This is a genomic window from Microbacterium sp. NPDC056044, assembly GCF_042267145.1.
In the GTDB taxonomy this organism is placed as follows: Bacteria; Actinomycetota; Actinomycetes; order Actinomycetales; family Microbacteriaceae; genus Microbacterium.
Map to the genome: position 1 here is coordinate 195,369 of NZ_JBHJWZ010000004.1, position 20,899 is coordinate 216,267.

Annotated in this window: 19 protein-coding genes; 9 read left to right on the forward strand and 10 right to left on the reverse strand. The window is 69.3% G+C overall.

The features are described from left to right. Positions 1–6: 6 nt before the first annotated feature. Together ACFC1I_RS12810 and sdhC are read right to left on the reverse strand one after the other, a co-directional pair. Positions 7–456 (reverse strand): succinate dehydrogenase hydrophobic membrane anchor subunit, encoded by a 450-nt coding sequence (locus ACFC1I_RS12810; protein WP_376009820.1) that lies wholly within the window; start codon positions 454–456, stop codon positions 7–9. Further along, entirely contained in the window at positions 456–887 is a 432-nt protein-coding gene (gene sdhC / locus ACFC1I_RS12815; protein WP_310289241.1) for a succinate dehydrogenase, cytochrome b556 subunit, read from the reverse strand. The genes ACFC1I_RS12810 and sdhC overlap by 1 nt, the downstream gene beginning before the upstream one ends. Before the next feature lie 240 nt (positions 888–1,127). Here sdhC and ACFC1I_RS12820 point away from each other — a divergent pair, with 240 nt between their 5' ends. The 9 genes from ACFC1I_RS12820 to ACFC1I_RS12860 all read left to right on the forward strand — a co-directional run bounded on the left by ACFC1I_RS12820 (position 1,128) and on the right by ACFC1I_RS12860 (position 12,109). Then, positions 1,128–2,243: a mannose-1-phosphate guanylyltransferase gene (locus ACFC1I_RS12820; protein WP_376009822.1), complete on the forward strand. Its 1,116-nt coding sequence runs from the start codon at positions 1,128–1,130 to the stop codon at positions 2,241–2,243. Positions 2,244–2,422: 179 nt separating this feature from the next. Further along, entirely contained in the window at positions 2,423–3,568 is a 1,146-nt protein-coding gene (locus tag ACFC1I_RS12825; protein WP_376009825.1) for a BMP family protein, read from the forward strand. 112 nt (positions 3,569–3,680) lie between these two features. Then, positions 3,681–5,195 carry an ABC transporter ATP-binding protein gene (locus tag ACFC1I_RS12830; protein ID WP_376009827.1) on the forward strand — a complete coding sequence of 505 codons (1,515 nt, stop codon included), beginning with the start codon at positions 3,681–3,683 and terminating at the stop codon, positions 5,193–5,195. After that, entirely contained in the window at positions 5,192–6,559 is a 1,368-nt protein-coding gene (locus ACFC1I_RS12835) for an ABC transporter permease (protein ID WP_376009830.1), read from the forward strand. Before ACFC1I_RS12830 ends, ACFC1I_RS12835 begins: the two co-directional genes overlap by 4 nt. Then, a complete protein-coding gene (locus tag ACFC1I_RS12840) occupies positions 6,556–7,836 on the forward strand; it encodes an ABC transporter permease (RefSeq protein WP_376009833.1) in 1,281 nt (426 codons plus the stop codon). Before ACFC1I_RS12835 ends, ACFC1I_RS12840 begins: the two co-directional genes overlap by 4 nt. Before the next feature lie 110 nt (positions 7,837–7,946). Beyond that, positions 7,947–8,348, forward strand: coding sequence for a cytidine deaminase (locus ACFC1I_RS12845; protein ID WP_376009836.1), 402 nt, complete (start codon positions 7,947–7,949; stop codon positions 8,346–8,348). Continuing rightward, positions 8,345–9,634 carry a thymidine phosphorylase gene (locus ACFC1I_RS12850; RefSeq protein WP_376009839.1) on the forward strand — a complete coding sequence of 430 codons (1,290 nt, stop codon included), beginning with the start codon at positions 8,345–8,347 and terminating at the stop codon, positions 9,632–9,634. Before ACFC1I_RS12845 ends, ACFC1I_RS12850 begins: the two co-directional genes overlap by 4 nt. A gap of 92 nt (positions 9,635–9,726) precedes the next feature. Beyond that, positions 9,727–10,842 carry an adenosine deaminase gene (locus ACFC1I_RS12855; protein ID WP_376009842.1) on the forward strand — a complete coding sequence of 372 codons (1,116 nt, stop codon included), beginning with the start codon at positions 9,727–9,729 and terminating at the stop codon, positions 10,840–10,842. Between the two features lie 334 nt (positions 10,843–11,176). Further along, positions 11,177–12,109, forward strand: a complete 933-nt coding sequence (locus ACFC1I_RS12860) for a DUF559 domain-containing protein (protein ID WP_376009845.1) — start codon at positions 11,177–11,179, stop codon at positions 12,107–12,109. 329 nt (positions 12,110–12,438) lie between these two features. Here ACFC1I_RS12860 and ACFC1I_RS12865 read toward each other — a convergent pair whose 3' ends face one another. From ACFC1I_RS12865 to ACFC1I_RS12900, 8 genes are all read right to left on the reverse strand, one after another. Then, positions 12,439–13,398: an SDR family oxidoreductase gene (locus tag ACFC1I_RS12865; protein WP_376009847.1), complete on the reverse strand. Its 960-nt coding sequence runs from the start codon at positions 13,396–13,398 to the stop codon at positions 12,439–12,441. Continuing rightward, the gene (locus ACFC1I_RS12870; protein ID WP_376009850.1) at positions 13,395–14,447 is read right to left on the reverse strand and encodes a bile acid:sodium symporter family protein; all 1,053 of its coding nucleotides are present in this window, start codon (positions 14,445–14,447) and stop codon (positions 13,395–13,397) included. Before ACFC1I_RS12870 ends, ACFC1I_RS12865 begins: the two co-directional genes overlap by 4 nt. Then, the gene (locus ACFC1I_RS12875; protein ID WP_376009853.1) at positions 14,444–15,799 is read right to left on the reverse strand and encodes a flavin-containing monooxygenase; all 1,356 of its coding nucleotides are present in this window, start codon (positions 15,797–15,799) and stop codon (positions 14,444–14,446) included. The genes ACFC1I_RS12870 and ACFC1I_RS12875 overlap by 4 nt, the downstream gene beginning before the upstream one ends. 114 nt (positions 15,800–15,913) lie before the next feature. Further along, entirely contained in the window at positions 15,914–16,642 is a 729-nt protein-coding gene (locus ACFC1I_RS12880) for a TSUP family transporter (RefSeq protein WP_376009856.1), read from the reverse strand. A gap of 4 nt (positions 16,643–16,646) precedes the next feature. After that, entirely contained in the window at positions 16,647–17,438 is a 792-nt protein-coding gene (locus tag ACFC1I_RS12885; RefSeq protein ID WP_376009859.1) for an alpha/beta hydrolase, read from the reverse strand. A 131-nt stretch (positions 17,439–17,569) separates the two neighbouring features. Then, positions 17,570–18,724, reverse strand: a complete 1,155-nt coding sequence (locus tag ACFC1I_RS12890) for a mannitol-1-phosphate 5-dehydrogenase (protein ID WP_376009862.1) — start codon at positions 18,722–18,724, stop codon at positions 17,570–17,572. Beyond that, on the reverse strand, positions 18,724–19,161 hold the full coding sequence (locus tag ACFC1I_RS12895; RefSeq protein WP_376009865.1) for a PTS sugar transporter subunit IIA: 438 nt from the start codon (positions 19,159–19,161) through the stop codon (positions 18,724–18,726). Before ACFC1I_RS12895 ends, ACFC1I_RS12890 begins: the two co-directional genes overlap by 1 nt. Positions 19,162–19,326: 165 nt before the next feature. Then, complete coding sequence (locus tag ACFC1I_RS12900; protein ID WP_376009868.1) at positions 19,327–20,886, reverse strand: PTS mannitol transporter subunit IICB; 1,560 nt, start codon at positions 20,884–20,886, stop codon at positions 19,327–19,329. Positions 20,887–20,899 lie beyond the last annotated feature (13 nt).

Here is a 20,899-nt window from a genome sequence, read left to right on the forward strand (position 1 = left end):
GAACGCTTACGCGCAGATTCCGGTGATGACGTCGGACGCGGTCTCGGGGTCGAAGCCGAGGCACGGGTCGAACGTGAAGACGACGAGCGTGCCGAGCACGATGAGGAACGCGGCCGCGAGACCGAGCGCCCAGACCAGCACGCGGCGGGTGCCGGCGTGGGTCACGTAGTCGTTGACGATCGTGCGCATGCCGTTCGCGCCGTGGATCAGCGCGAGCCACAGCATCAGCACGTCCCACCACTGCCAGAACGGCGTGGCGTACTTGCCGGCGACGAACGCGAAGTCGATGCCGTGGATGCCTTCGCCGACCATCAGGTTCACGAAGAGGTGGCCGAAGATGAGGACCACGAGCAGCACGCCCGAGGCGCGCATATAGACCCAGCCCCACTTCTCGAGGTTGGCGCCCCGGCGACGGACGGCGGCGCGCGGAGCGCGCGGATCGGCGATGGCGGTCATCAGTGGCCCCCTCCCGGAGCGAAGGCGAGCATGAGGTGACGCGGGACGAAGCCGAGCATCGTCACCACCCACAGCCCCAGCACGCCCCACCACAGCTGGCGCTGGTGGCGGGTGGCCCACGACCACATGTCGACCAGGATGATGCGCAGGCCGTTGTACGCGTGGTACGCGATCGCGCCGACCAGGGCGACCTCGCCCAGGGCCATCACGGGGTTCTTGTACGTGCCGATCACCGCGTCGTACGCCTCGGGCGACACCCGGATGAGCGCCGTGTCGAGGATGTGCACAAGCAGGAAGAAGAAGATGGCGACGCCGGTGATGCGGTGCAGCACCCACGACCACATGCCCTCGTTCCCGCGGTACAGCGTGCCGCGGGGAACTCGGGAGGTGGTCTCGGATACCGACGGTGTGACGCGTGCTGGTGCAGACACGTCCGTCCTCCTTGGATCGAAACACGATGGGGCTCGCCCCGGACTGCGAGGCCTTCCCCCGAAGAGGGCCCGGGAACCGTGGGCTTCGGGCCTTCGGCGTCACGCGGGCGCTGCGACCATCCTATTCCCGCATTTCGCGGGCGGGCGACGAAGGCCACCCTTACGACCCCTTCATCCGGAGGGATCTTCCCGGACGGCAAGAACCTCGGTTGTTTCGCGGATCCGGCTAGCCTGGGTGCCATGTCCGGACCCATCGACGACTTCTACGCCGTGATCCCCGCCGGCGGCATCGGCAGCCGGCTGTGGCCGCTCTCCCGCGCCGATGCGCCGAAGTTCCTGCACGACCTCACCGGTTCGGGCCACACGCTGCTGCGCGACACCTGGAACCGTCTCGAGCCGCTCGCCGGCCCCGACCGCATCGCCGTCGTGACCGGGCGTGCGCACCGCGCCGCGGTCGAGAAGGAACTGCCCGACATCGACGACAAGAACGTCATCCTCGAGTCCGAGCCGCGGGACTCGACGGCCGCGATCGGCCTGGCCGCCGCGATCCTCTCGCGCCGCGAGCCCGACGTCATCATCGGCTCGTTCGCCGCCGATCACGTGATCCGTGTGCCGCAGCTGTTCGAGTGGGCGGTCAACCAGGCCGTCGCCACGGCGCGCGAGGGCTACATCTGCACGATCGGCATCCAGCCGTCCGAGCCGTCCGTCGGCTTCGGCTACATCAAGAAGAGCGACGCGCTGAAGGTCGACGGCGCCCCCGAGGCGGCGCTGGTCGAGAGCTTCGTCGAGAAGCCCGACCTCGAGACCGCGAAGGAGTACTTCGCCGACCGCAACTACCTGTGGAACGCCGGCATGTTCATCTCGCGCGCCGACGTGCTGCTCGGTGAGATCGCCGAGAACGAGCCTCATCTCTATGCGGGGATCATGGACCTCGCCGAGGCGTGGGACGACCGCGAGCAGCGGGGGCCGGTCGTCGATCGGGTCTGGCCGACCCTCAAGAAGATCGCGATCGATTACACCGTCGCCGAGCCCGCCGCCGCGAAGGGGCGCCTCGCCGTCATCCCCGGCCACTTCGACTGGGACGACGTGGGGGACTTCGCGAGCCTCGCCAAGCTCAACTCCCACGGCCGAAAGAACGACCTCGCGATCCTCGGCGAGAACGCGCGCATCCTCTCCGACGCGGCCAGCGGCATCGTCGTCAGCCAGACGCGTCGCGTCATCAGCCTCATCGGCGTGCGCGACATCGTCGTGGTCGACACCGAGGACGCGCTCCTGGTCACCACGAGCGAGCACGCGCAGCGTGTGAAGGGCGTCGTCGACGCGCTCAAGCTCAGCGGGCGAGGCGAAGTTCTGTGAAAACGGATGCTGCGGGCCGCGGCATCCGTTTTCCCTGATCCTCTGCTCATCTGAGCGGGATATTGCGTCTTTGTAACCTTTCGCGAATGACGCCTCACGATGCATGCAACCGCGCCGTCACAGTGGGTAACTTGATGCAGTCCCCGTGAAGGCCGCGGGGGAACGTAGTGGAGGCTGAGTTGACCATCTCACGCACCAAGAAGCTCGTCGGCGTCACCGTCGCCGCGGGCATGCTGATCGCCCTCGCCGGCTGCGGCTCCGCCCCTGAGGAGACCGAACCCACCGGAGACGCCGGGAACGTCGTCGAGGGCTTCACCCCCTGCCTCGTGTCGGACGACGGCGGCTTCAACGACAAGTCGTTCAACCAGTCCGCCAAGGAAGGCATGGACCGCGCCGCCGAAGAGCTCGGCGTCAAGCCCATCGAGGTCGAGTCCAGCTCGGCCAACGACTACGCCCCGAACCTCGAGAACCTCATCGCCGAGGGCTGCACGTTCATCATCTCGGTCGGCTTCAAGCTCTCGGCCGACACGGTCGCCTCCGCACTCGCGAACCCCGACGTGAACTACGCCATCATCGACGACCGCGCCGACAACAGCGGCAAGACGGGCGACGACGGCAAGGAGACCGGCGACGGCGAGACCGACGCGCCGAACATCAAGCCGCTCCTGTTCGACACGGTCCAGGCCGCGTACCTCGGCGGCTACGCCGCGGCCGCGTGGTCGGCGCAGGCCGGCGTCAACAAGGTCGGCACCTTCGGCGGCATCCCGATCCCGCCGGTCACCATCTTCATGGACGGCTTCATCGACGGCGTCGACAAGTACAACGAAGACAAGGGTGCCGCGGTCGAGACCTTCGGCTGGGACGTCGACGCCCAGGAGGGCTCGATGACCGGTGGCTTCGCCGCCAACGACACCGCCAAGCAGACGGCGCAGGGCATCCTCGACCAGGGCGTCGACGTGATCCTCCCGGTCGGCGGCCCGATCTACCAGAGCGCGCGCGACGCCATCACCGACGCCGGCAGCGGCACGGTCATGCTCGGTGTCGACTCCGACCTCGCCAAGGCCGACCCCTCGGTCGCCGACATGGTGCTGGTCTCGATCATGAAGCGCATCGACGAGGCCGTCTACCAGGCGACCATGGAGGCGTCGTCGGGCGACTTCGACCCGGCCACCTACATCGGCACGCTCGAGAACGAGGGCGTGGGCCTGTCGGGCTTCGGCTCGTTCGAGTCGCAGCTGCCGGAGGGCCTGCTCGACGAGCTCGCCGCGCTCCAGGAGCAGATCATCTCGGGCGACCTCGAGGTGACCTCGCCCAGCTCGCCGTAAGGCAGCAGGAACAGCGGAACGCGGCCGGGTGGACGACTCCACCCGGCCGCGTTCTTCCCCGCCGCCGCCGGATGGATGGCGCCGCGGCCGACAGCATATATAGGGTGCACATATGAAGCTCGAGCTCCGTGGGATCACGAAGCGTTTCGGGTCCCTCGTCGCGAACGACCACATCGATCTCGTGGTCCAGCCGGGTGAGATCCATGCCCTTCTCGGGGAGAACGGCGCCGGTAAATCCACACTCATGAACGTGCTCTACGGCCTGTACCAGGCCGACGAGGGCGAGATCCTGCTGGACGACGCGGTCCAGCACTTCCGCGGCCCCGGCGACGCGATGGGCGCGGGCATCGGCATGGTGCACCAGCACTTCATGCTGATCCCGGTCTTCACCGTCGCCGAGAACGTGATGCTCGGGCACGAGAACACCAAGGCGCTCGGCGCCCTCGATCTCGCGAAGGCCCGCCAGCACGTGCGGTCCGTCGCCGACCGCTTCGGGTTCGAGGTCGATCCCGACGCCATCGTGGGCGACCTCCCTGTCGGGGTGCAGCAGCGCGTCGAGATCATCAAGGCCCTGTCGCGCGACGCGAAGGTGCTCGTGTTCGACGAGCCCACCGCGGTGCTCACGCCGCAGGAGACCGACGAGCTGATGACGATCATGAAGCAGCTGCGGGACGAGGGCACGTCGATCGTGTTCATCACCCACAAGCTGCGCGAGGTGCGCGCCGTCGCGGACCGCATCACCGTCATCCGGCTCGGCAAGGTCGTCGGCGAGGCATCGCCGACTGCGTCGAACGCGGAGCTGGCGTCGCTCATGGTCGGTCGCGCCGTGGAGCTCACCGTCCACAAGGATCCGCCGAAGCGAGGCGAGGGCGGCCTCGAGGTGCGCGACCTCCGCGTCGTCACCCCGAACGGCACCGTCGTCGTCGACGACGTGAGCTTCGACGTGCGACCGGGCGAGATCCTCGCGGTCGCCGGCGTCCAGGGCAACGGCCAGACCGAGCTCATCGAGGCGATGGTCGGCCTCGGCGAGCGCGTCACCGGCTCGATCGAACTCGGCGGCGTCGAGCTCGTCGGCAAGAGCGTGCGCGGCATCCTCGACGAGGGCGTCGGGTTCGTCCCCGAGGACCGCACCGAGGACGGCCTGGTCGGCACCTTCACGGTGGCCGAGAACCTCATCCTCGACCGCTCCGGCGACAAGGCCTTCGTGTCGGGCGGCACGATCCGCCGCGGCGTGCTCGACGACTTCGCGAAGGCGCGCATCACCGAGTACGACATCCGCACGCAGGGGCCGGATGTCCCCGCCGGCACGCTCTCGGGCGGCAACCAGCAGAAGGTCGTCATCGCCCGCGAGATGAGCCGCGAGCTCAAGCTCCTCGTCGCGGCGCAGCCGACGCGCGGCGTCGACGTCGGCTCGATCGAGTTCATCCACAAGCGCATCGTCGAGACGCGGGATGCCGGCATCCCGGTCGTCGTCGTCTCCACCGAGCTCGACGAGGTCGCCGCTCTGGCCGACCGCATCGCGGTGATGTACCGCGGCGCGATCGTCGGCATCGTGCCGGGCGACACCCCCCGAGACGTTCTCGGCCTCATGATGGCCGGCGAGAAGCCCGAGGAGGCCGTCGCGTGAACGACCAGAACCCCGCTGCGAGCGGCGACCCGCTCAAGGGTCTGCCGGCGGACCAGCTCCCGCCCGTGTCGGGCCCGCTCACCGGTTCGCCGAACCTCCCGGCGCCCACGCCCGACGCACCCGGTGCCGTCGACGGCGAGGTGCCCCCGCCGCCGCGGCAGAACGTCTTCATCAAGGAGCTGCTACGCAGCAACTGGGTGACCACCGTCCTCGCGATCGTCGTCGCGATGATCGTCGGCGGCATCCTCATGGCGATCACGAACGAGGAGGTCCAGCGGACCTCCGGCTACTTCTTCGCGCGGCCGGGCGACACCCTCGGCGCGGTGTGGAACGCCGTCTACGGCGGCTACGAGGCGCTCTTCCGCGGTGCGATCTACAACCCCCGCGCGAACGACTTCGCCACGCAGATCCGCCCGCTCACCAACACGCTCGGCTTCGCCGCACCGCTCATCGCCGCCGGCCTCGGCGTGGCGCTGGCGTTCCGCGTGGGCCTGTTCAACATCGGTGGCCGCGGTCAGATCCTCATCGCCTGCGCGACAGCGGCGCTGTTCACGTTCAACCTGAACCTGCCGATGTTCCTGCAGCTTCCCCTCACCCTCGCGGCGGGCATCGCCGGCGGCGCGATCTGGGGTGGCATCGTCGGTGTGCTGAAGGCGCGGACCGGCGCTCACGAGGTGATCCTCACGATCATGCTCAACTACGTCGCGTTCTACCTCGTGACGTGGATGGTGCGCACCTCCGGCATCCTGCAGCGGCCCGCGGGCGACCAGCCGATCTCATCGGCGACGCCGGCGAACGCGCAGTTCCCCGACCTCCTCGGACCCCGCTTCCCGCTGCTCGACTGGGGCTTCATCATCGTCATCGCCGCCACCGTGTTCGTGTGGTGGCTGGTCGAGCGCTCGAGCCTCGGCTTCCGCCTGCGCGCGGTGGGCGAGAACCCCCACGCCGCACGGGCGTCCGGCATCTCGGTGCAGCGCATGTACATCTACGCCATGCTCTTCGCCGGTGGCCTCGCGGGCCTCGCCGGCATGAACCAGATCCAGGGCTCGGTGACCACCGGCTTCGACGGCTACATCGACGCGGGCATCGGCTTCGACGCGATCACCGTCGCCCTGCTCGGCCGCAGCCGGGCCTGGGGCGTGTTCGCCGCCGGCATCCTGTTCGGTGCGCTGAAGGCCGGCTCGTTCACGATGCAGGCGTCGCAGGGCATCCCCGTCGACATCGTGCTCGTGGTGCAGTCGCTCATCGTGCTGTTCATCGCGGCGCCGCCGCTCATCCGCACCATCTTCTTCCTCCCGAAGACCGATGCCGAGAAGGCCGCCAAGGCGAGAGCCAAGGCCGCGAAGAAGGCGGTGTCCGCATGACCGCACTAGCTTCTGCGCCCGACGGGACGATCCAGCTGGCCACCGTGAAGGTGCGTCACCTCAAGCTGCCGATCACCCTCGCCATCGCGACGGCGCTGCTGGCGCTCCTCTTCCTGTTCGTGCCGCGCAACGGCATCTCGACCTTCCGGCTGAGCGACCCGAGCTCGTCGATCGGCCTGCCGAACGTGAGCGTCCCGACCGCCATCACCTGCTGGATCATGGTCGGCTTCCTCGTTCTCCTGACGCTGTGGGCGTTCTGGGACTCCGCGAACTACCGCCGCACCGGACTCTGGCTGCCGATCGTCTTCAGCCTCCTCGCCGTCTTCGCCTTCCTCGTGTGGGCGGCCGCCGGTGGGCTCGTGCCCGTCACCGGGCTGCTGTTCGGCGCGCTGTCGCTGTCGGTCCCGCTGATCTTCGGTGCGCTCGGCGGCGTGATCGGCGAGCGGGTCGGCGTCGTGAACGTGGCGATCGAGGGTCAGTTCCTGTTCGGCGCGTTCAGCGCCGCGCTGCTCGCGAGCATCACGCACAACCCGTTCGTCGGCCTCGTCGGAGCGATGATCGGCGGCGTGCTCGTGGCCTTCGTGCTGGCGGCGTTCTCGATCAAGTACCTCGTCGATCAGGTCATCGTCGGTGTCGTGCTCAACGTCCTCGTCACGGGTCTCACCGGCTTCCTCTACGGAGCGCTGCTGGTGCCGAACGAGGCCGAGCTCAACCGCCCGGTGCGCTTCACGCGCTTCGAGATCCCGCTCCTCGGCGACATCCCCATCATCGGGCCGGTGCTGTTCAACCAGACGTTCATCGTCTACCTCATGTACATCACCGTCGCGCTCGTCGCGTGGGGCCTGTACCGCACCCGCTGGGGCCTGCGCCTCCGCGCGGTCGGCGAGCACCCGCAGGCGGCCGACACCGTGGGCATCAAGGTCAACACCAGCCGGTTCTGGAACGTCTCGCTCGCGGGCGCGATCGCCGGCATCGGCGGCGCGTACTTCACGCTCGTCTCCGTGGGCCAGTTCACGAAAGAGATGACGGCCGGCCTCGGCTTCATCGCCCTCGCGGCGGTCATCTTCGGCCGCTGGGACCCGATCCGTGCGACCCTCGCGGCGCTGCTGTTCGGCTTCGCGACGAACCTGCAGAACCTGCTGACGGTGCTGCGCACGCCGATCCCCAGCGAGTTCATGCTGATGCTGCCGTACGTCGTGACGATCATCGCCGTCGCCGGCTTCGCAGGGCAGATACGCGGCCCCGCCGCTGCCGGCAAGCCATACATCAAGGGGTGACGAGTGCCTGCCTCGAACCCGCAAGCCGCCGACCCTCCGGATACTTGCACGGTCGACCGGAGGCTGCGGACCCCTGTGAAGCCTGACATCACCGTGAACGGAGTCCTCTGGTGACCGATATCGACTGGGATGAGCTGCGCGCCGCCGCAACCGATGCGATGCAGCGGGCGTACGCCCCGTACTCGCGCTACAAGGTCGGCGCCGCGGCCCTCGTGACCGACGGACGCATCGTGACCGGGTGCAACGTCGAGAACGCGTCGTACGGCGTGACCCTGTGCGCCGAGTGCGGTCTCGTCAGCGAGCTCGCGAACTCGGGCGGCGGCAGCCTCGTCGCGTTCGTGTGCGTCAACGGCCACGGCGACACGATCATGCCGTGCGGCCGCTGCCGCCAGCTGCTGTACGAATTCGCGATCCCCGGCATGCTGCTCGAGACCGTGTCGGGGATCCGCACCATCGACGAGGTGCTGCCCGACGCCTTCGGCCCCCGCGACCTCGAGGAGGCGACGCGATGACGGTCGAGGCATTCGACGCGGTCGATGTGATCCGCACCAAGCGCGACGGCGGTGCCGTTCCCGAGCCGGCGATCCGATGGATGGTCGACGCGTACACGCGCGGCTACGTCGCCGACTCGCAGATGGCCGCCTTCGCGATGGCGGTGCTCCTCAACGGCATGACCCGCGACGAGATCCGCGTCATGACCGACGCGATGATCGCGTCGGGGGAGCGCATGAGCTTCGCCGGCCTCGGCAAGGCCACGGTCGACAAGCACTCCACCGGCGGCGTCGGCGACAAGATCACGCTGCCCCTCGCCCCGCTCGTGGCGAGCTTCGGCGTCGCGGTGCCGCAGCTGTCGGGCCGCGGCCTCGGCCACACCGGCGGCACGCTCGACAAGCTCGAGTCGATCCCCGGGTGGCGTGCGGCGCTCTCGAACGACGAGATGTTCGCGCAGCTCCGCGACATCGGTGCGGTCATCTGCGCCGCGGGCTCCGGACTCGCGCCGGCCGACAAGAAGCTCTATGCGCTCCGCGACGTCACCGGCACCGTCGAGGCGATCCCGCTCATCGCGTCGAGCATCATGTCGAAGAAGATCGCCGAGGGCACCGACGCGCTCGTGCTCGACGTGAAGTTCGGCTCCGGCGCGTTCATGCAGGACGTCGACCGCGCACGCGAGCTCGCCCGCACGATGGTCGCGCTCGGCACCGACTCCGGTGTCTCGACGACCGCGCTGCTCACCGACATGAACACCCCGCTCGGCCTCGCCATCGGCAACGCCAACGAGGTGCGCGAGTCGGTCGAGGTGCTCGCCGGCGGTGGTCCCGCCGACGTGGTCGAGCTGACGGTGGCGCTCGCGCGCGAGATGCTCGCGCTCGCAGGCCAGCCCGATGCCGATGTCGAGGCGGCTCTGCAGGACGGTCGCGCGATGGACGCCTGGCGCGCGATGATCCTCGCGCAGGATGGGGATCCGGATGCTGCGCTCCCCACTCCGAACGAGACCCACACGGTCACCGCGACCGAGGGGGGATACATCACCGGCATGGAGGCGCTCCCGTTCGGCATCGCCGCGTGGCGCCTCGGCGCCGGACGCGCCCGCGCGCAGGACCCGGTGCTCCACGCCGCGGGCATCGATCTTCACGTGAAGCCCGGCGATGAGGTGACGGCCGGCCAGCCGCTGTTCACCTTGCTCGGCGAGGATGCCTCCCGGTTCGACCGCGCCCTCGAGGCCCTCGACGGCGCGTGGCAGATCGGTCCGGCCGCACCGGAGCACACGCCTCTCGTCCTGGAACGCATCACGGCCTAGGCTTAGTCAGTCCCGCGCCGGAGTCCCCGCCGCGGCGGGCCGCAGCATCCGTCCACCACCCCCACTCGCGATCGCAACCGAGGAGAACCCCCATGCCCATCGATCAGCACGGCGACGCCATCCTCGACGGAGTCTCGCTGCGGAGCCTGCCCAAGGTCTCGCTGCACGATCACCTCGACGGCGGTGTGCGCCCCGCGACGATCATCGAGCTGGCCGACGCCATCGGGCTGGAGGTTCCGGAGTCCGACGCGGACGACCTCGCGGACTGGTTCGCTGAGAAGAGCGACTCGGGCTCGCTGGTCGAGTACCTGAAGACGTTCGACCTGACCACGGGGGTCATGCAGACCCGTGAGGGCCTCACGCGCGTCGCGCGCGAGTTCGTCGAGGACCTGGCGGCCGACGGCGTGATCTACGGCGAGGTGCGCTGGGCGCCCGAGCAGCACCTCGCGCGCGGGCTGTCGCTCGACGAGGTCGTCGCCGCAGTGCAGGAGGGCATCGAGGAGGGCGAGGACGCCGCCGAGCGCAGCGGTCGCGACATCCGCGTCGGGCAGCTCATCACCGCGATGCGCCACACCGACCGCTCGCTCGAGATCGCACGGCTCGCGGTGAGCTGGCGCAACCGCGGGGCGGTCGGCTTCGACATCGCCGGCCCCGAGGACGGCTTCCCCGCCTCGAACCACCGCGAGGCGTTCGACTACCTCGCGTCGGAGTTCTTCCCGGCCACCGTGCACGCGGGTGAGGCCGCGGGGCTCGAGTCCATCCGCTCGGCCCTCATCGACGGCCGCGCGCTGCGCCTCGGCCACGGCGTGCGCCTCGCCGAGGACCTCGAGGTCGTCTCGCGCGCCGGCGAAGAGGTGCTGGTGCAGTTCGGCGACCTGGCGCGCTGGGTGCGCGACCGCGAGATCCCGCTCGAGCTGTCGCCCTCGTCCAACCTGCAGACCGGCGCGATCGAGCGCTGGGGCACCACGATGGAGGATCACCCCTTCGACCTGCTGTACCAGCTCGGCTTCGCGGTGACCGTGAACGTCGACAACCGCACGATGAGCCGCACGTCGCTCACGCGCGAGCTGGCACTGCTCGCCGAGACCTTCGAGTACGGCCTCGACGACCTCGAGGCCTTCCAGCTCAACGCCGCCGCCGGCGCCTTCCTCCCGGTGGAGGAGCGCGAGGAGCTCATCGACCTCATCGCCGACGGCTTCGACGCGTAGCCCGCAGGGGCTCCTGAGGGACGCATGCCGCGGCCCGCGGCATCCGTTCTTCCATTCGTGGGCGCGGCTCTGTCCCGGTGTTCTCGCCTCGACCTCCGTCGAGTTCGGTGAGGTCCGGACTTCGCAGGTTCCGCGCTCCGAGTTTCTGCGTTGTCCGGACTTCGCTCGCCGGGTGGGCGATTGTGCGAAGTCCGGACTTCGCCGGTTCCGGATGCTGCGTTCCTGCGTTGTCCGGACGGCGCAGATTCCTCCACACCGGGCTTGTCGCTTGGGTTGTGCACAGGTTCGTTCGCCATGGCGTGAGCCGCGCCACCGCCGTGCGTGAAATGGGGAGGTGACGAAGAAGCCCCCCGCAATCGGAAGCCTGCCGTTCACGGTCGCCGACGGACTCGAGCATGGAATCGGCCGTGGAACCCTCGACGGCCCGCGCTTCGACCGACCGTTTCACGGCGTGCGGCAGGCCAAGGAGACGCACGTGAGCAGCGACGCGCCCAAGCAGCCCCGCAACGTCGCCAGGCTCCGCGCGTTCAAGAAGCGCTGTGCTCAGCTCGCCGTGCGGATGGGAGTCGAAGACTTCGTAAGCCATACCTCGGCACTCGTGCTGCATGGCGCGCCGACTCCGCGGGACTGGGACGGGGTCATCCACATCTCGGGGATCCGGCCGCGCAATCCGATCCGCATACGCGGTGTGGAGTCACATCGTCTCTCTGCGAGGGAAGCCGCGTTCACTTTCCGCGGCCGCATACGGGTCGAGGCTCCCGCGCGAGCTTGGGTACAAGCATCGAGTCAGCTCTCCGACGTCGACCTCATCGTGGCAGCCGACTATCTCGTCGCGCGGCGGCGACGCCTCACCACGATCGAGGAACTCCGAGCGGAGGCCGTTCGCATGCGTCGCCCGCGGCTCCAAGGCGTGATCGATCGCGTTCGCGACGGTGCAGAATCAGGCAAGGAGACGGAACTGCGGATTCGGTTGGTCGACGGCGGCCTCCCGGAGCCCGAGCTTGCGGTCGAGCTCTTCACCGCGAATGGGACGTTCGTTGCTCGACTCGATCAGGCCTACTCCCGATACCGGGTTGCCGTCGAATACGACGGTCGCCAGCACGCCGAAGACGCGAACCAGTTCGAACGGGACGCCGATCGTTGGCGCGCGATCGGTGATGAGGGTTGGCATCTCGTCCGCATCCTCAACCACCACCTCGAGCCCAACCCTCAGGTGGCAGTCGATCTCGTGCGTCGAGCACTTCTCCGCGCCGGCTGGCGTCCTTGAGAGCAGGCGCGAGGTCCGGACTTTGCAGGGCTTGGGTTGGATCCTCCTGTGAGGTCCGGACTTTGCAGGGTGTGGGAGATCGGTCTACTGCGGTTCCTGGCACCTGACCGCGTCGCGCAGCCCCGGGCGCTCCTGTGAGGTCCGGACTTCGCAGGGTGTGGGTTGGATCCTCCTGTGAGGTCCGGACTTTGCAGGGTGTGGGAGGCCGGTACTCTGCGGTTCCTGGCACCTGACCGCGTCGCGCAGCCCCGGGCGCTCCTGTGAGGTCCGGACTTCGCAGGTTTTGGGTTGCATGCTCTGGTGAGGTCCGGACTTCGCAGGGGCGGGGGTCAGCGGCGGGCGACGCCGGGGTGGGACTCCAGGTACGCCTCGAAGGCCTCGGACGACGTCTTCGACGGGGTGAAGCCGAACTCGTCCTTCAGCCGGGCGTTCGCGAGCACGGGGCGGTAGCGGAGGAAGCCGACCTGCTCGGGGCCGTGGACGGTGAGGCGCAGCATCCGTCCGACGCGCAGCCCGAAGCCGAGCACACCGGCAGGCACCGTCACGACCGGCTTGCCGAGGCGCCGGGCGATCTCGGGCACGGTCACGCGGCCGTCGCCGGCGACGTTGTAGACGCCGGCCGGGCCGTCGGTGGCCGCGCGCGCCATCGCGCCGGCGACGTCGTCGACCCACACGAAGACGAACGGCGACTCCGAGCCGCGCACCTTGAGCAGCGCGGGACCGTCCCAGAGCGCGGTGATCTGGTTCCGCACGGTCGGCCCGAGGATCGTGCCGATGCGGAACACCACCTGCTCGAGCTCCGGGTGCGCGGACCGGTAGCTCGCGAGCAGCTGCTCGACGAGCCGCTTGTGCTTCGAGTACGGGAACTCGTCGTTGCCGCGCACCGGATCGCTCTCGCGCAGCCACTCCGGGTTGTCGGCGTGGTAGCCGTAGGCGGCGCCCGACGACGACACGACGATGCGCTTCACGCCGGCCTCGACGCAGGCCTCGAGCACATGCCGCGAGCCGCCGACGTCGACGAGGTACTCCATGCCGTGATCGCGGCCCGGGTTGACGATCGCGGCGAGATGCACGACGACGTCGATGTCGTGCCGGCGCAGCAGCGGCACGAGGCCGTCGGGCCGGGTCACATCGCAGTCGTCGTAGACGATTCCCTCGATGGGATGCTGCGGCCGCCGCACGTCGCCGGCCACGACCAGCTCGACATCGGGGCGCGCCGCGAGGGCCGTGGCGACGTGCGAGCCCAGGAAGCCCGAACCGCCGGTGACGAGGACGCGACGCCCGCTCACGGCGTCGGCTCCGCAGCGTCGCCGGGCCCCGCAGACCCCGCCGGCCCGGCCGGTCCCGCCGACCCCGCGGACCCCGCTGGTTCCGCACCGGCCCGGCCGGCCGCCGCCGCGCGCAGCGCGTGGCGGGATGCGTCGCCCTTGGCCGAGCCGGTGCGCTTCTTCGTGTGCCGTGCCCAGAGGGCGGCGACGATGAGCCCGGCGATGATGTCCCAGATGCCCCACCAGCCGGCGACGATCGCCATGCCGCCGAGGCCGCCGAAGAACGCGAAGACGAGCCCGAGGCCGAGACCGGCGTTGCGGATGCCGACCTCGAACGTCATGGCCTTGCGCTCGCGGGTGCCGAGGCCGCCGACGACCGCGGTGCTGTAGCCGATCGCCAGCGCGACGGCGTCGTGGATCGTCACGACGACCACGATGATCCCGAGGAACGCGACGAAGTACTCCCAGTTGCCGGCGAGGGCCGCGACGATGAAGGCGACGAGCGCGAGCAGCGAGAACCACTTCACGAACGGCTGCACGCGCGCGGCGAACCGCGCGAACCGGTGCCGGATGAACAGGCCCAGCGCGAACGGGAGGCCGATGATCAGCAGGATGTCGCCGAGCATCGCCCACGCGTCGAGCGAGACCGCCTCGAGCAGCGTGCGCGCCGTCGGGTGTAGCGACCCCCAGAACGCGATCGACAGCGGCAGCACGAAGATGTAGATGAGGTTCGACACCGCCGTCATCGACACCGACAGCGCGACGTTCCCGCCCGACCGGTGCGTCAGCACCTGCGAGATGTTGCCCGGCGGGCAGCACGCCACGAGGATCATGCCGAGCGCCATCGACGGCGTCACCGGCAGGATCAGCGTCAGCCCGAACGTCACCGCGGGCAGCACGATGAGCTGCGCGAGGATCGCGATGACGAACGGCTTCGGCTTGCGCGCGACGACCTTGAAGTCCTCGAGCGTCGTGTCGAGCGCGATGCCGAACATGATGAGCCCGAGCACGACGTTGAGGATCACGAGCGTGCCCGGATTGAAGTTGAGCACCACGTCGTCGGGATTCATGCCGTCACCTTCTTGCGAGCGGCCCCGCGCGCCCGGCGCGGGCCGCGAGCCGCAGCATCCGTCTTCAGAGCCTCCGTGGCCGTGCGCACCGCGCCACGGTAGGCGTCCTTGTTGACGTAGTACGACATGCGCTCGAGGCCGAGGTAGTTGTAGCCGCCGGTGAGGTCGGGCCACGGCTCGCCCGTCACCCGCGCGCGGAACGCGGCCGCTCGGTCGGGGTGGCGCTCGAGCGCCGCGAGGTAGGCCGCGATCAGCGCGGCCTGCTCGTAGCGGCCTTGCCAGCCGATTCCGGATGCCTCGATCATGCCCATCACGTAGAGCCCGTTGAACGTCGGGGTGAAGGTGTTGAGGAAGAGGCGCGGTGCCATGCCCGTCCACTCCAGCGCGGCGCGGTCGACGAACGGGTAGTCGAGCTTGTACCCCGTCGCGAGGAGGACGGTGTCGTACTCGCCCGAGGATCCGTCGCGGAAGTGCACCGTGCTGCCGTCGAATCGGTCGATGTCGGGGACGATCCGCAGGTCGCCCTGGCCGAGGTGGTTGAGGATCAGCGTGTTGACGATCGGGTGCGACTCGTAGATCTTGTAGTCGGGCTTGGGGAACCCGAACCGCACCGGGTCGCCGGTGAAGGCGCGCAGCACGCGCGTGTCGACGAACTGCTTGAGGCGCGCCGGCAGCGGTTTGCCCTGGTTGAGCGTGTCGGAGGGTTTGCCGAACAGGTAGCGCGGCACGAAGTAGTAGCCGCGGCGCACGCTCATGTCGACGGAGGCGGCGTGGTGCACGGCGTCGACAGCGATGTCGCAGCCGGAGTTGCCGGCACCGATGATGAGCACCCGCTTGCCGGTGAGCTGCGTGGCGCTCTTGTAGGCCGAGGTGTGCAGGAGCTCTCCGGAGAACTCGCCGCGGAACGCGGGCACGTTCGGCTCGGCCAGCGTGCCGTTCGCGAGGATCACGCCGGCGTACTGCTCCGCCAGCGCACCCGACGGGCCGTCGGCGCGCAGCATCCACTCGCCGTCGTCCGTACGTGTCAGCGACGTGACCTTCGTGTCGAACCGGAAGCGCGCGGTGAGTCCGAAGTGATCGGCGAACTCTCGGAAGTACGCGATGAGCTCGCGGTGGCTCGGGTAGTCGGCCGTCGTGCGCATCGGGAACTCGGCGAACTCGGTCGTCGTGCGCGACGAGATGAGGTGCGCCGACTCGTACATCGTGGAGCGCGGGTTCTCGATGTCCCAGAGGCCACCGACGCCGCGAGAGGCCTCGTAGCCGTCGAAGGTGATGCCGGCCTTCTGCAGGGCCCGCGCGGCGGCGAGCCCCGACGGGCCGGCGCCGATGATGGCATAGCGGTGCGCGCTCATGCGTCTGTCATTCCGTCTCCACACGTCTTCGTGTCGTCGGCGCGACGGTGCCGACCCCAGTTGCGAGTGCAACCCTAAGCGTTAGTCGGAATTAACCGAAATCGCCGGATCGTCTCACACGAAGACTGCCAGGAAGCCCCGCACCAGCACCACTGTCGCCCCGGCCCACGCGATGGCGAGCATCGCGATCCGGGCGATCCGCGGCGAGACATTGCGCGACAGGATCGTGCCGATGGCGATGCCGGCGATCGTGGCCACGATGAGCGTTCCGACGTCTTCGACCGGCGAGACCGGAAGGCCGCGGAGGGCTACCGAGGCGATGCCGAACGCCAGGAAGATCACCTGCACGCTGGCCGCGAAGCGGCGCTGCGGCCACTTGTCGCCCACCGCGTAGGCCGCGAGCGCGGGGCCCGACAGACCGCTCGCGGCGTTCATGAAGCCGGCGGCCGACCCGGCGACGATCGCGCCGGTGCGGCCTGACAGCGATGCCGAGAGTGCGGGGATGTGGCTCGCGACGAGCGCGAAGTACGCCATCGCGGCGATCACGAGGAGCAGTGCCGGCTCGGGGAGCAGGTGCACGAGCAGCACGCCGAACGGTGACGCGATGAGCCCCGGCCAGATGAGCCACCAGGTGCGCTTCCATTCGACCTGCTTCCAGACGAACGGCACGGCGGTGGCGGCGGCCACCACCGCGAGCAGCACCGCGATGGTGACGCCCTCGACGGGGCCGTAGAGGAGGACGATCGGCCCGACGAGCACCAGGACGAACCCGAGCCCCGTGATGCGCTGGATCACCGCCGCGACGAAAGCCGCGACGACCGCGAGGACGAGGGTGAGCTCCACGCCCTCAGCCCTGGGCGAGGGCGAAGGCGCCGACCAGCTCGGTGAGCTGGTCGCGCATGTCCTCATCGGAGATCGTCGGGGTGTTGTCGCCCGCCTGCAGGCCGTAGTCGCCGAACGAGGAGTGGCTGGCGCCTTCGATCTCATGCATCTCGGCGTCTTCGGGGAGCAGGTGGCGGTTGTCGGCGATCTTCTGCGGCGTCGACAGCCCGTCCTCGCTGCCCGAGACGCTGATCACCGGCAGGCCGGAGTCCGACAGGTCGTTCGAGCAGTACGAGCCGAACAGGGCCAGCCCGTCGGCGTCCGACGCGAGCTGGCAGGCCCGCACGCCGCCCAGCGAGTGCCCGCCGACCAGCCACGTGTCGACGTCGGGGGCCAAGTCGGTGAACGTCGACAGCGGCCGGACGTCGAAGAACGCGAGGTTCAGCCACGGCTTGGTGATGACCACCGTGACGCCGTCCTCGACGAGCCCCGACACCTTGTAGGCGTACGCCCACGCGTCGACCTTCGCACCCGGGATGTACACCAGACCCACATCGGCCGACTCGCCGGCGGGGGAGAGCACGATGGCCGCGTCGGTGTCGGTGATCTCGATCGCCGTGTTCGCCTTCACCTCGGCGAGCGGCTCGGCCTCGGCGCCCATCACGCCGACCTGGCTCCAGATCACGATGCCGACGACGGCGAGCACGATGAGCGCGCCGAGCGAGCCGAGGATCCACCACAGGACGCGCAGTCCGCGCCGGCGGGGCTTGGTTGCGGGTTCGGACGGGGTGCCTGCCTCGGGCGCGGAGTCGCTCACCGATTAACCCTACGTGGTCATACGTGGCAATACCGCGGTGGCGGGTTCGGGGCGCACGGCGTGCGTTCGGTGCGCGCGCGGTGCGCCCCGAACGATCACGACGCGCCCCGAACCCGACAGCCCTGCCCGGCTCAGCCCGCGAGCTCCGCCTGCCGGGCCGCGACGACCGCCTCGACCTTCGGGAAGAGTGGATGCTGCGGCTCGAGGCCCGTGACCGACTCCGTGAACGTCGCGGCATCCTGTTCCCGCAGCATCCGCTGCAGGTCCACGGACTGCGCGTCCTCGGTGTCGTCGAACGCGAGCGCCGCGCCCATCGCCGCGACCAGGGCGTCGACGCCGAGCCCGCGCTCGGCCGCCTCGGCCGCGGGGCCGACGAACCGCTCGTGGCGCGACAGCTTGCGCAGCGGCTGCCTGCCCACGCGCCACACGGTGTCGGGGAGGGCGGTGTTGCGGAAGCGCCCGAGGATCGTCGCGCGGTAGTCCGCCAGCGAGGCGGCGTCGAGCCCGTGCTTGGCCTCCAGCAGCGCCGAAGTCTCCTCCAGCGCGGCCTCCACCCGAGCCGCGATGCCCGGGTCGGCGAGCGCCCCGGCGATCGCCTCGACGCCGGCCAGCGCGCCGAAGTACGCCGTGGCCGCGTGCCCGGTGTTGACGGTGAAGAGCTTGCGCTCGATGTACGGCGCGAGGTCGTCGACGAAGTGCGCACCGGGGATGTTGGGCGGGTCGTCGCCGAACGGCGGCCGCTCGATCGCCCACTCGAAGAACGGCTCGACCGTGACGTCGACGCCGGCGCCTTCCGGCTGGGCCGGCACGATGCGGTCGACGGCGGTGTTCGCGAACACCGCGCGCGACGAGAGGGCGTCCCACGCGTCGCCGGCGAGCGCCTTGATCTCGTCGCGCAGCAGGTCGGTCGCGTTGATCGCGTTCTCGCACGCCATGATCTGCAGCGGCGGGCTCGACGGGTCGCGGAGGGCCAGCCCTGCCACGATGTGCGGAGCGACGAACTTCAGGATCGTCGGCCCCACGGCCGTCGTGACGACGTTCGCCCCGGCGATCTCGTCCACGACGCGTTCCGGGTGCTCGGCGCTGTTGATGGCTCTGAAGCCGGTCACGACCGTGTCGCGACCACCCTCGCCCACCTCGTGCACCGTGTAGCGCGAGACGTGGTTGATGGCGTCGACGAGCGGGGCCGCGACATCCGAGAAGACGACGTCGTACCCGCCCTCGTGCAGCAGCAGCCCGACGAACCCCCGCCCGATGTTGCCGGCCCCGAAGTGGACGGCCTTCATCACACGCCCGCCGCCGACACGAGGCCGAACAGCTCCTCCGGCGTCTGGGCGGCCTTGAGGCGGGCGACATCGTCCTCGTCGGAGAACAGGATCGCGATCTGCGACAGGATCTCGAGGTGCTCGTCTCCCTTGCCGGCGATGCCGATCACGAAGCTCACCGGGTTGCCGTCCCAGTCCACGCCGCCGTCGTAGCGCACCACCGACAGCGCCGAATCGAGGATCTCGTTCTTCGTCTCGTTGGTGCCGTGCGGGATCGCGAGCTCATTGCCCATGTACGTCGACACCGTCTGCTCGCGCTGCAGCATCGCGTCGTAGTAGGCGCCGGTGACGGCGCCCACCGACTGCAGGATGTCGGCCGCCTCCCGCATCGCCTCGTCGCGCGTGGCGCTCCCGGAGTGGATGCGCACCTGGCCGATGCTCAGAACCTCGCGTGCCATGTTCTCGCCTTTCTCGTCGTTCGTCTCGAGTCGTTCGTCTGAAGATGTCGTCGGAGGAGATACGGATGCCGCGGCCCGCCGCCCGTTGTGAGCGACGGGGCGCGGCCGTGCCGAGGGCGGTGGGACCGGGGGCTCATCGCCCGCCCGGCCCCACCGCGGTCTCAGCTACGCCTTCCCATCCTCATGCTGGGCGCGGACGAGGTCCACGACCTCGTCGTAGCGCGGCGAGTTCATGAAGTTGTCGACCGACACGTGGACCGAGTCCGGCGTCTTCTGCCGCGCGCGGTCCGTGAGCTGGTTCTGCGTTATGACCAGGTCGGCCGACGGGTCGAGCGCCGCGATCGCCTTGTTGGTGACCGTGACGTCCTCGATCCCCGCCTTCTTGATCTTGTTGCGCAGCACGCTCGCGCCCATGGCCGACGAACCCATGCCCGCGTCGCACGCGAACACGATGTTCTTGATCTCGCGCTCGGTCATGGTGGCGGGCTCGATGCCGCCGTCGGCGCTCGTCGCAGCGCCGCTGCGCAGGCCGTCGAGCGCCGCCGACGACTTGCCCTTGGCTGCCGCGGTCTGCGTGATCGCCGCGCCGAACGCATCGTCGGTCGCCGCCATGGCCTCGAGGTCGCGCTTGCGCGAGGCGCGCAGGATGACCCACGAGATGAGGAACGTCACGGTGGCGGCGAGCACCACCGAGAGCAGCACCGCGACGTAGGAGTTGTTCGCGACTTGAGCGATCACCGCGAAGATGCTGCCCGGTGCGGCCGGCGCTCTCAGGGCACCGCCGAGGAGCATGTTCGTCGTGACGCCGGTCATGCCGCCCGCGATCAGCGCGAGGATCAGCATCGGCTTCATCAGCGCGTACGGGAAGTAGACCTCGTGGATGCCGCCGAAGAACTGGATCACCGCGGCGCCCGGGGCGGAGGCGCGCGCGGCGCCGATGCCGAAGAACGTGAACGCGAGGAGCAGACCCACACCGGGGCCGGGGTTGGCCTCGAGGAGGAACAGGATCGACGAACCGGTGTCGGCGGACTCCTGGATGCCGAGCGGAGTCAGCACGCCATGGTTGATGGCGTTGTTGAGGAAGAACACCTTCGCCGGCTCGATGATGATGCTCGTCAGCGGCAGCAGGTTCATCGAGACGAGCCAGTCGACCGCGTTGCTGAGCACCTGCATGATGCCGTTCACCACCCACGCGATCGGGTAGAAGCCGATGATGGCCAGGACGAAGCCCCAGATGCCCGCCGAGAACATGTTCACGAGCATCTCGAAGCCGGCCCTGATCTTGCCTTCCCACAGACTGTCCAGCCACTTCATGGAGTAGGCGCAGATCGGGGCCATGATCATCGCGCCGATGAACATGTGCACCTGGCCCAGCTGGTTGTCGGCCGGCAGGTCGGCGTTGATCTGTGCGATCAGGTAGTCCGATCCTGCGATCGCGCCGAAGGTGCCGATCGAGGCCACCACGCCACCGCGCACGCCATAGATGATGTTGCCGCCGGTGTATGCGATGAGGATCGGCAGCAGATAGTGGATGAAGGGCCCCACGAGCGTCGCGAGCGCCGGGACCGGGGTCCAGCCGACCGCGATGAAGAACGCGGTGAAGATGCCCCACGCGATCAGCGCGGGGATGTTCGGCATGATCATGCCGGACAGGAACGTGCCGAAGCGTTGGACTCCGACCCGAGCCCTGCTGGTGCCCGAGGTGGGCACTGACGCCGTTGTCATTTTGCTGTCTCCC

Coding starts and splice junctions, on each gene's coding strand:
- ACFC1I_RS12810 (WP_376009820.1), bottom strand. CDS start 456: ATGACCGCCATCGCCGATCCGCGCGCTCCGCGCGCCGCCGTCCGTCGC.
- ACFC1I_RS12820 (WP_376009822.1), top strand. CDS start 1,128: ATGTCCGGACCCATCGACGACTTCTACGCCGTGATCCCCGCCGGCGGC.
- ACFC1I_RS12830 (WP_376009827.1), top strand. CDS start 3,681: ATGAAGCTCGAGCTCCGTGGGATCACGAAGCGTTTCGGGTCCCTCGTC.
- ACFC1I_RS12840 (WP_376009833.1), top strand. CDS start 6,556: ATGACCGCACTAGCTTCTGCGCCCGACGGGACGATCCAGCTGGCCACC.
- ACFC1I_RS12850 (WP_376009839.1), top strand. CDS start 8,345: ATGACGGTCGAGGCATTCGACGCGGTCGATGTGATCCGCACCAAGCGC.
- ACFC1I_RS12855 (WP_376009842.1), top strand. CDS start 9,727: ATGCCCATCGATCAGCACGGCGACGCCATCCTCGACGGAGTCTCGCTG.
- ACFC1I_RS12870 (WP_376009850.1), bottom strand. CDS start 14,447: ATGAATCCCGACGACGTGGTGCTCAACTTCAATCCGGGCACGCTCGTG.
- ACFC1I_RS12875 (WP_376009853.1), bottom strand. CDS start 15,799: ATGAGCGCGCACCGCTATGCCATCATCGGCGCCGGCCCGTCGGGGCTC.
- ACFC1I_RS12890 (WP_376009862.1), bottom strand. CDS start 18,724: ATGAAGGCCGTCCACTTCGGGGCCGGCAACATCGGGCGGGGGTTCGTC.
- ACFC1I_RS12895 (WP_376009865.1), bottom strand. CDS start 19,161: ATGGCACGCGAGGTTCTGAGCATCGGCCAGGTGCGCATCCACTCCGGG.
- ACFC1I_RS12900 (WP_376009868.1), bottom strand. CDS start 20,886: ATGACAACGGCGTCAGTGCCCACCTCGGGCACCAGCAGGGCTCGGGTC.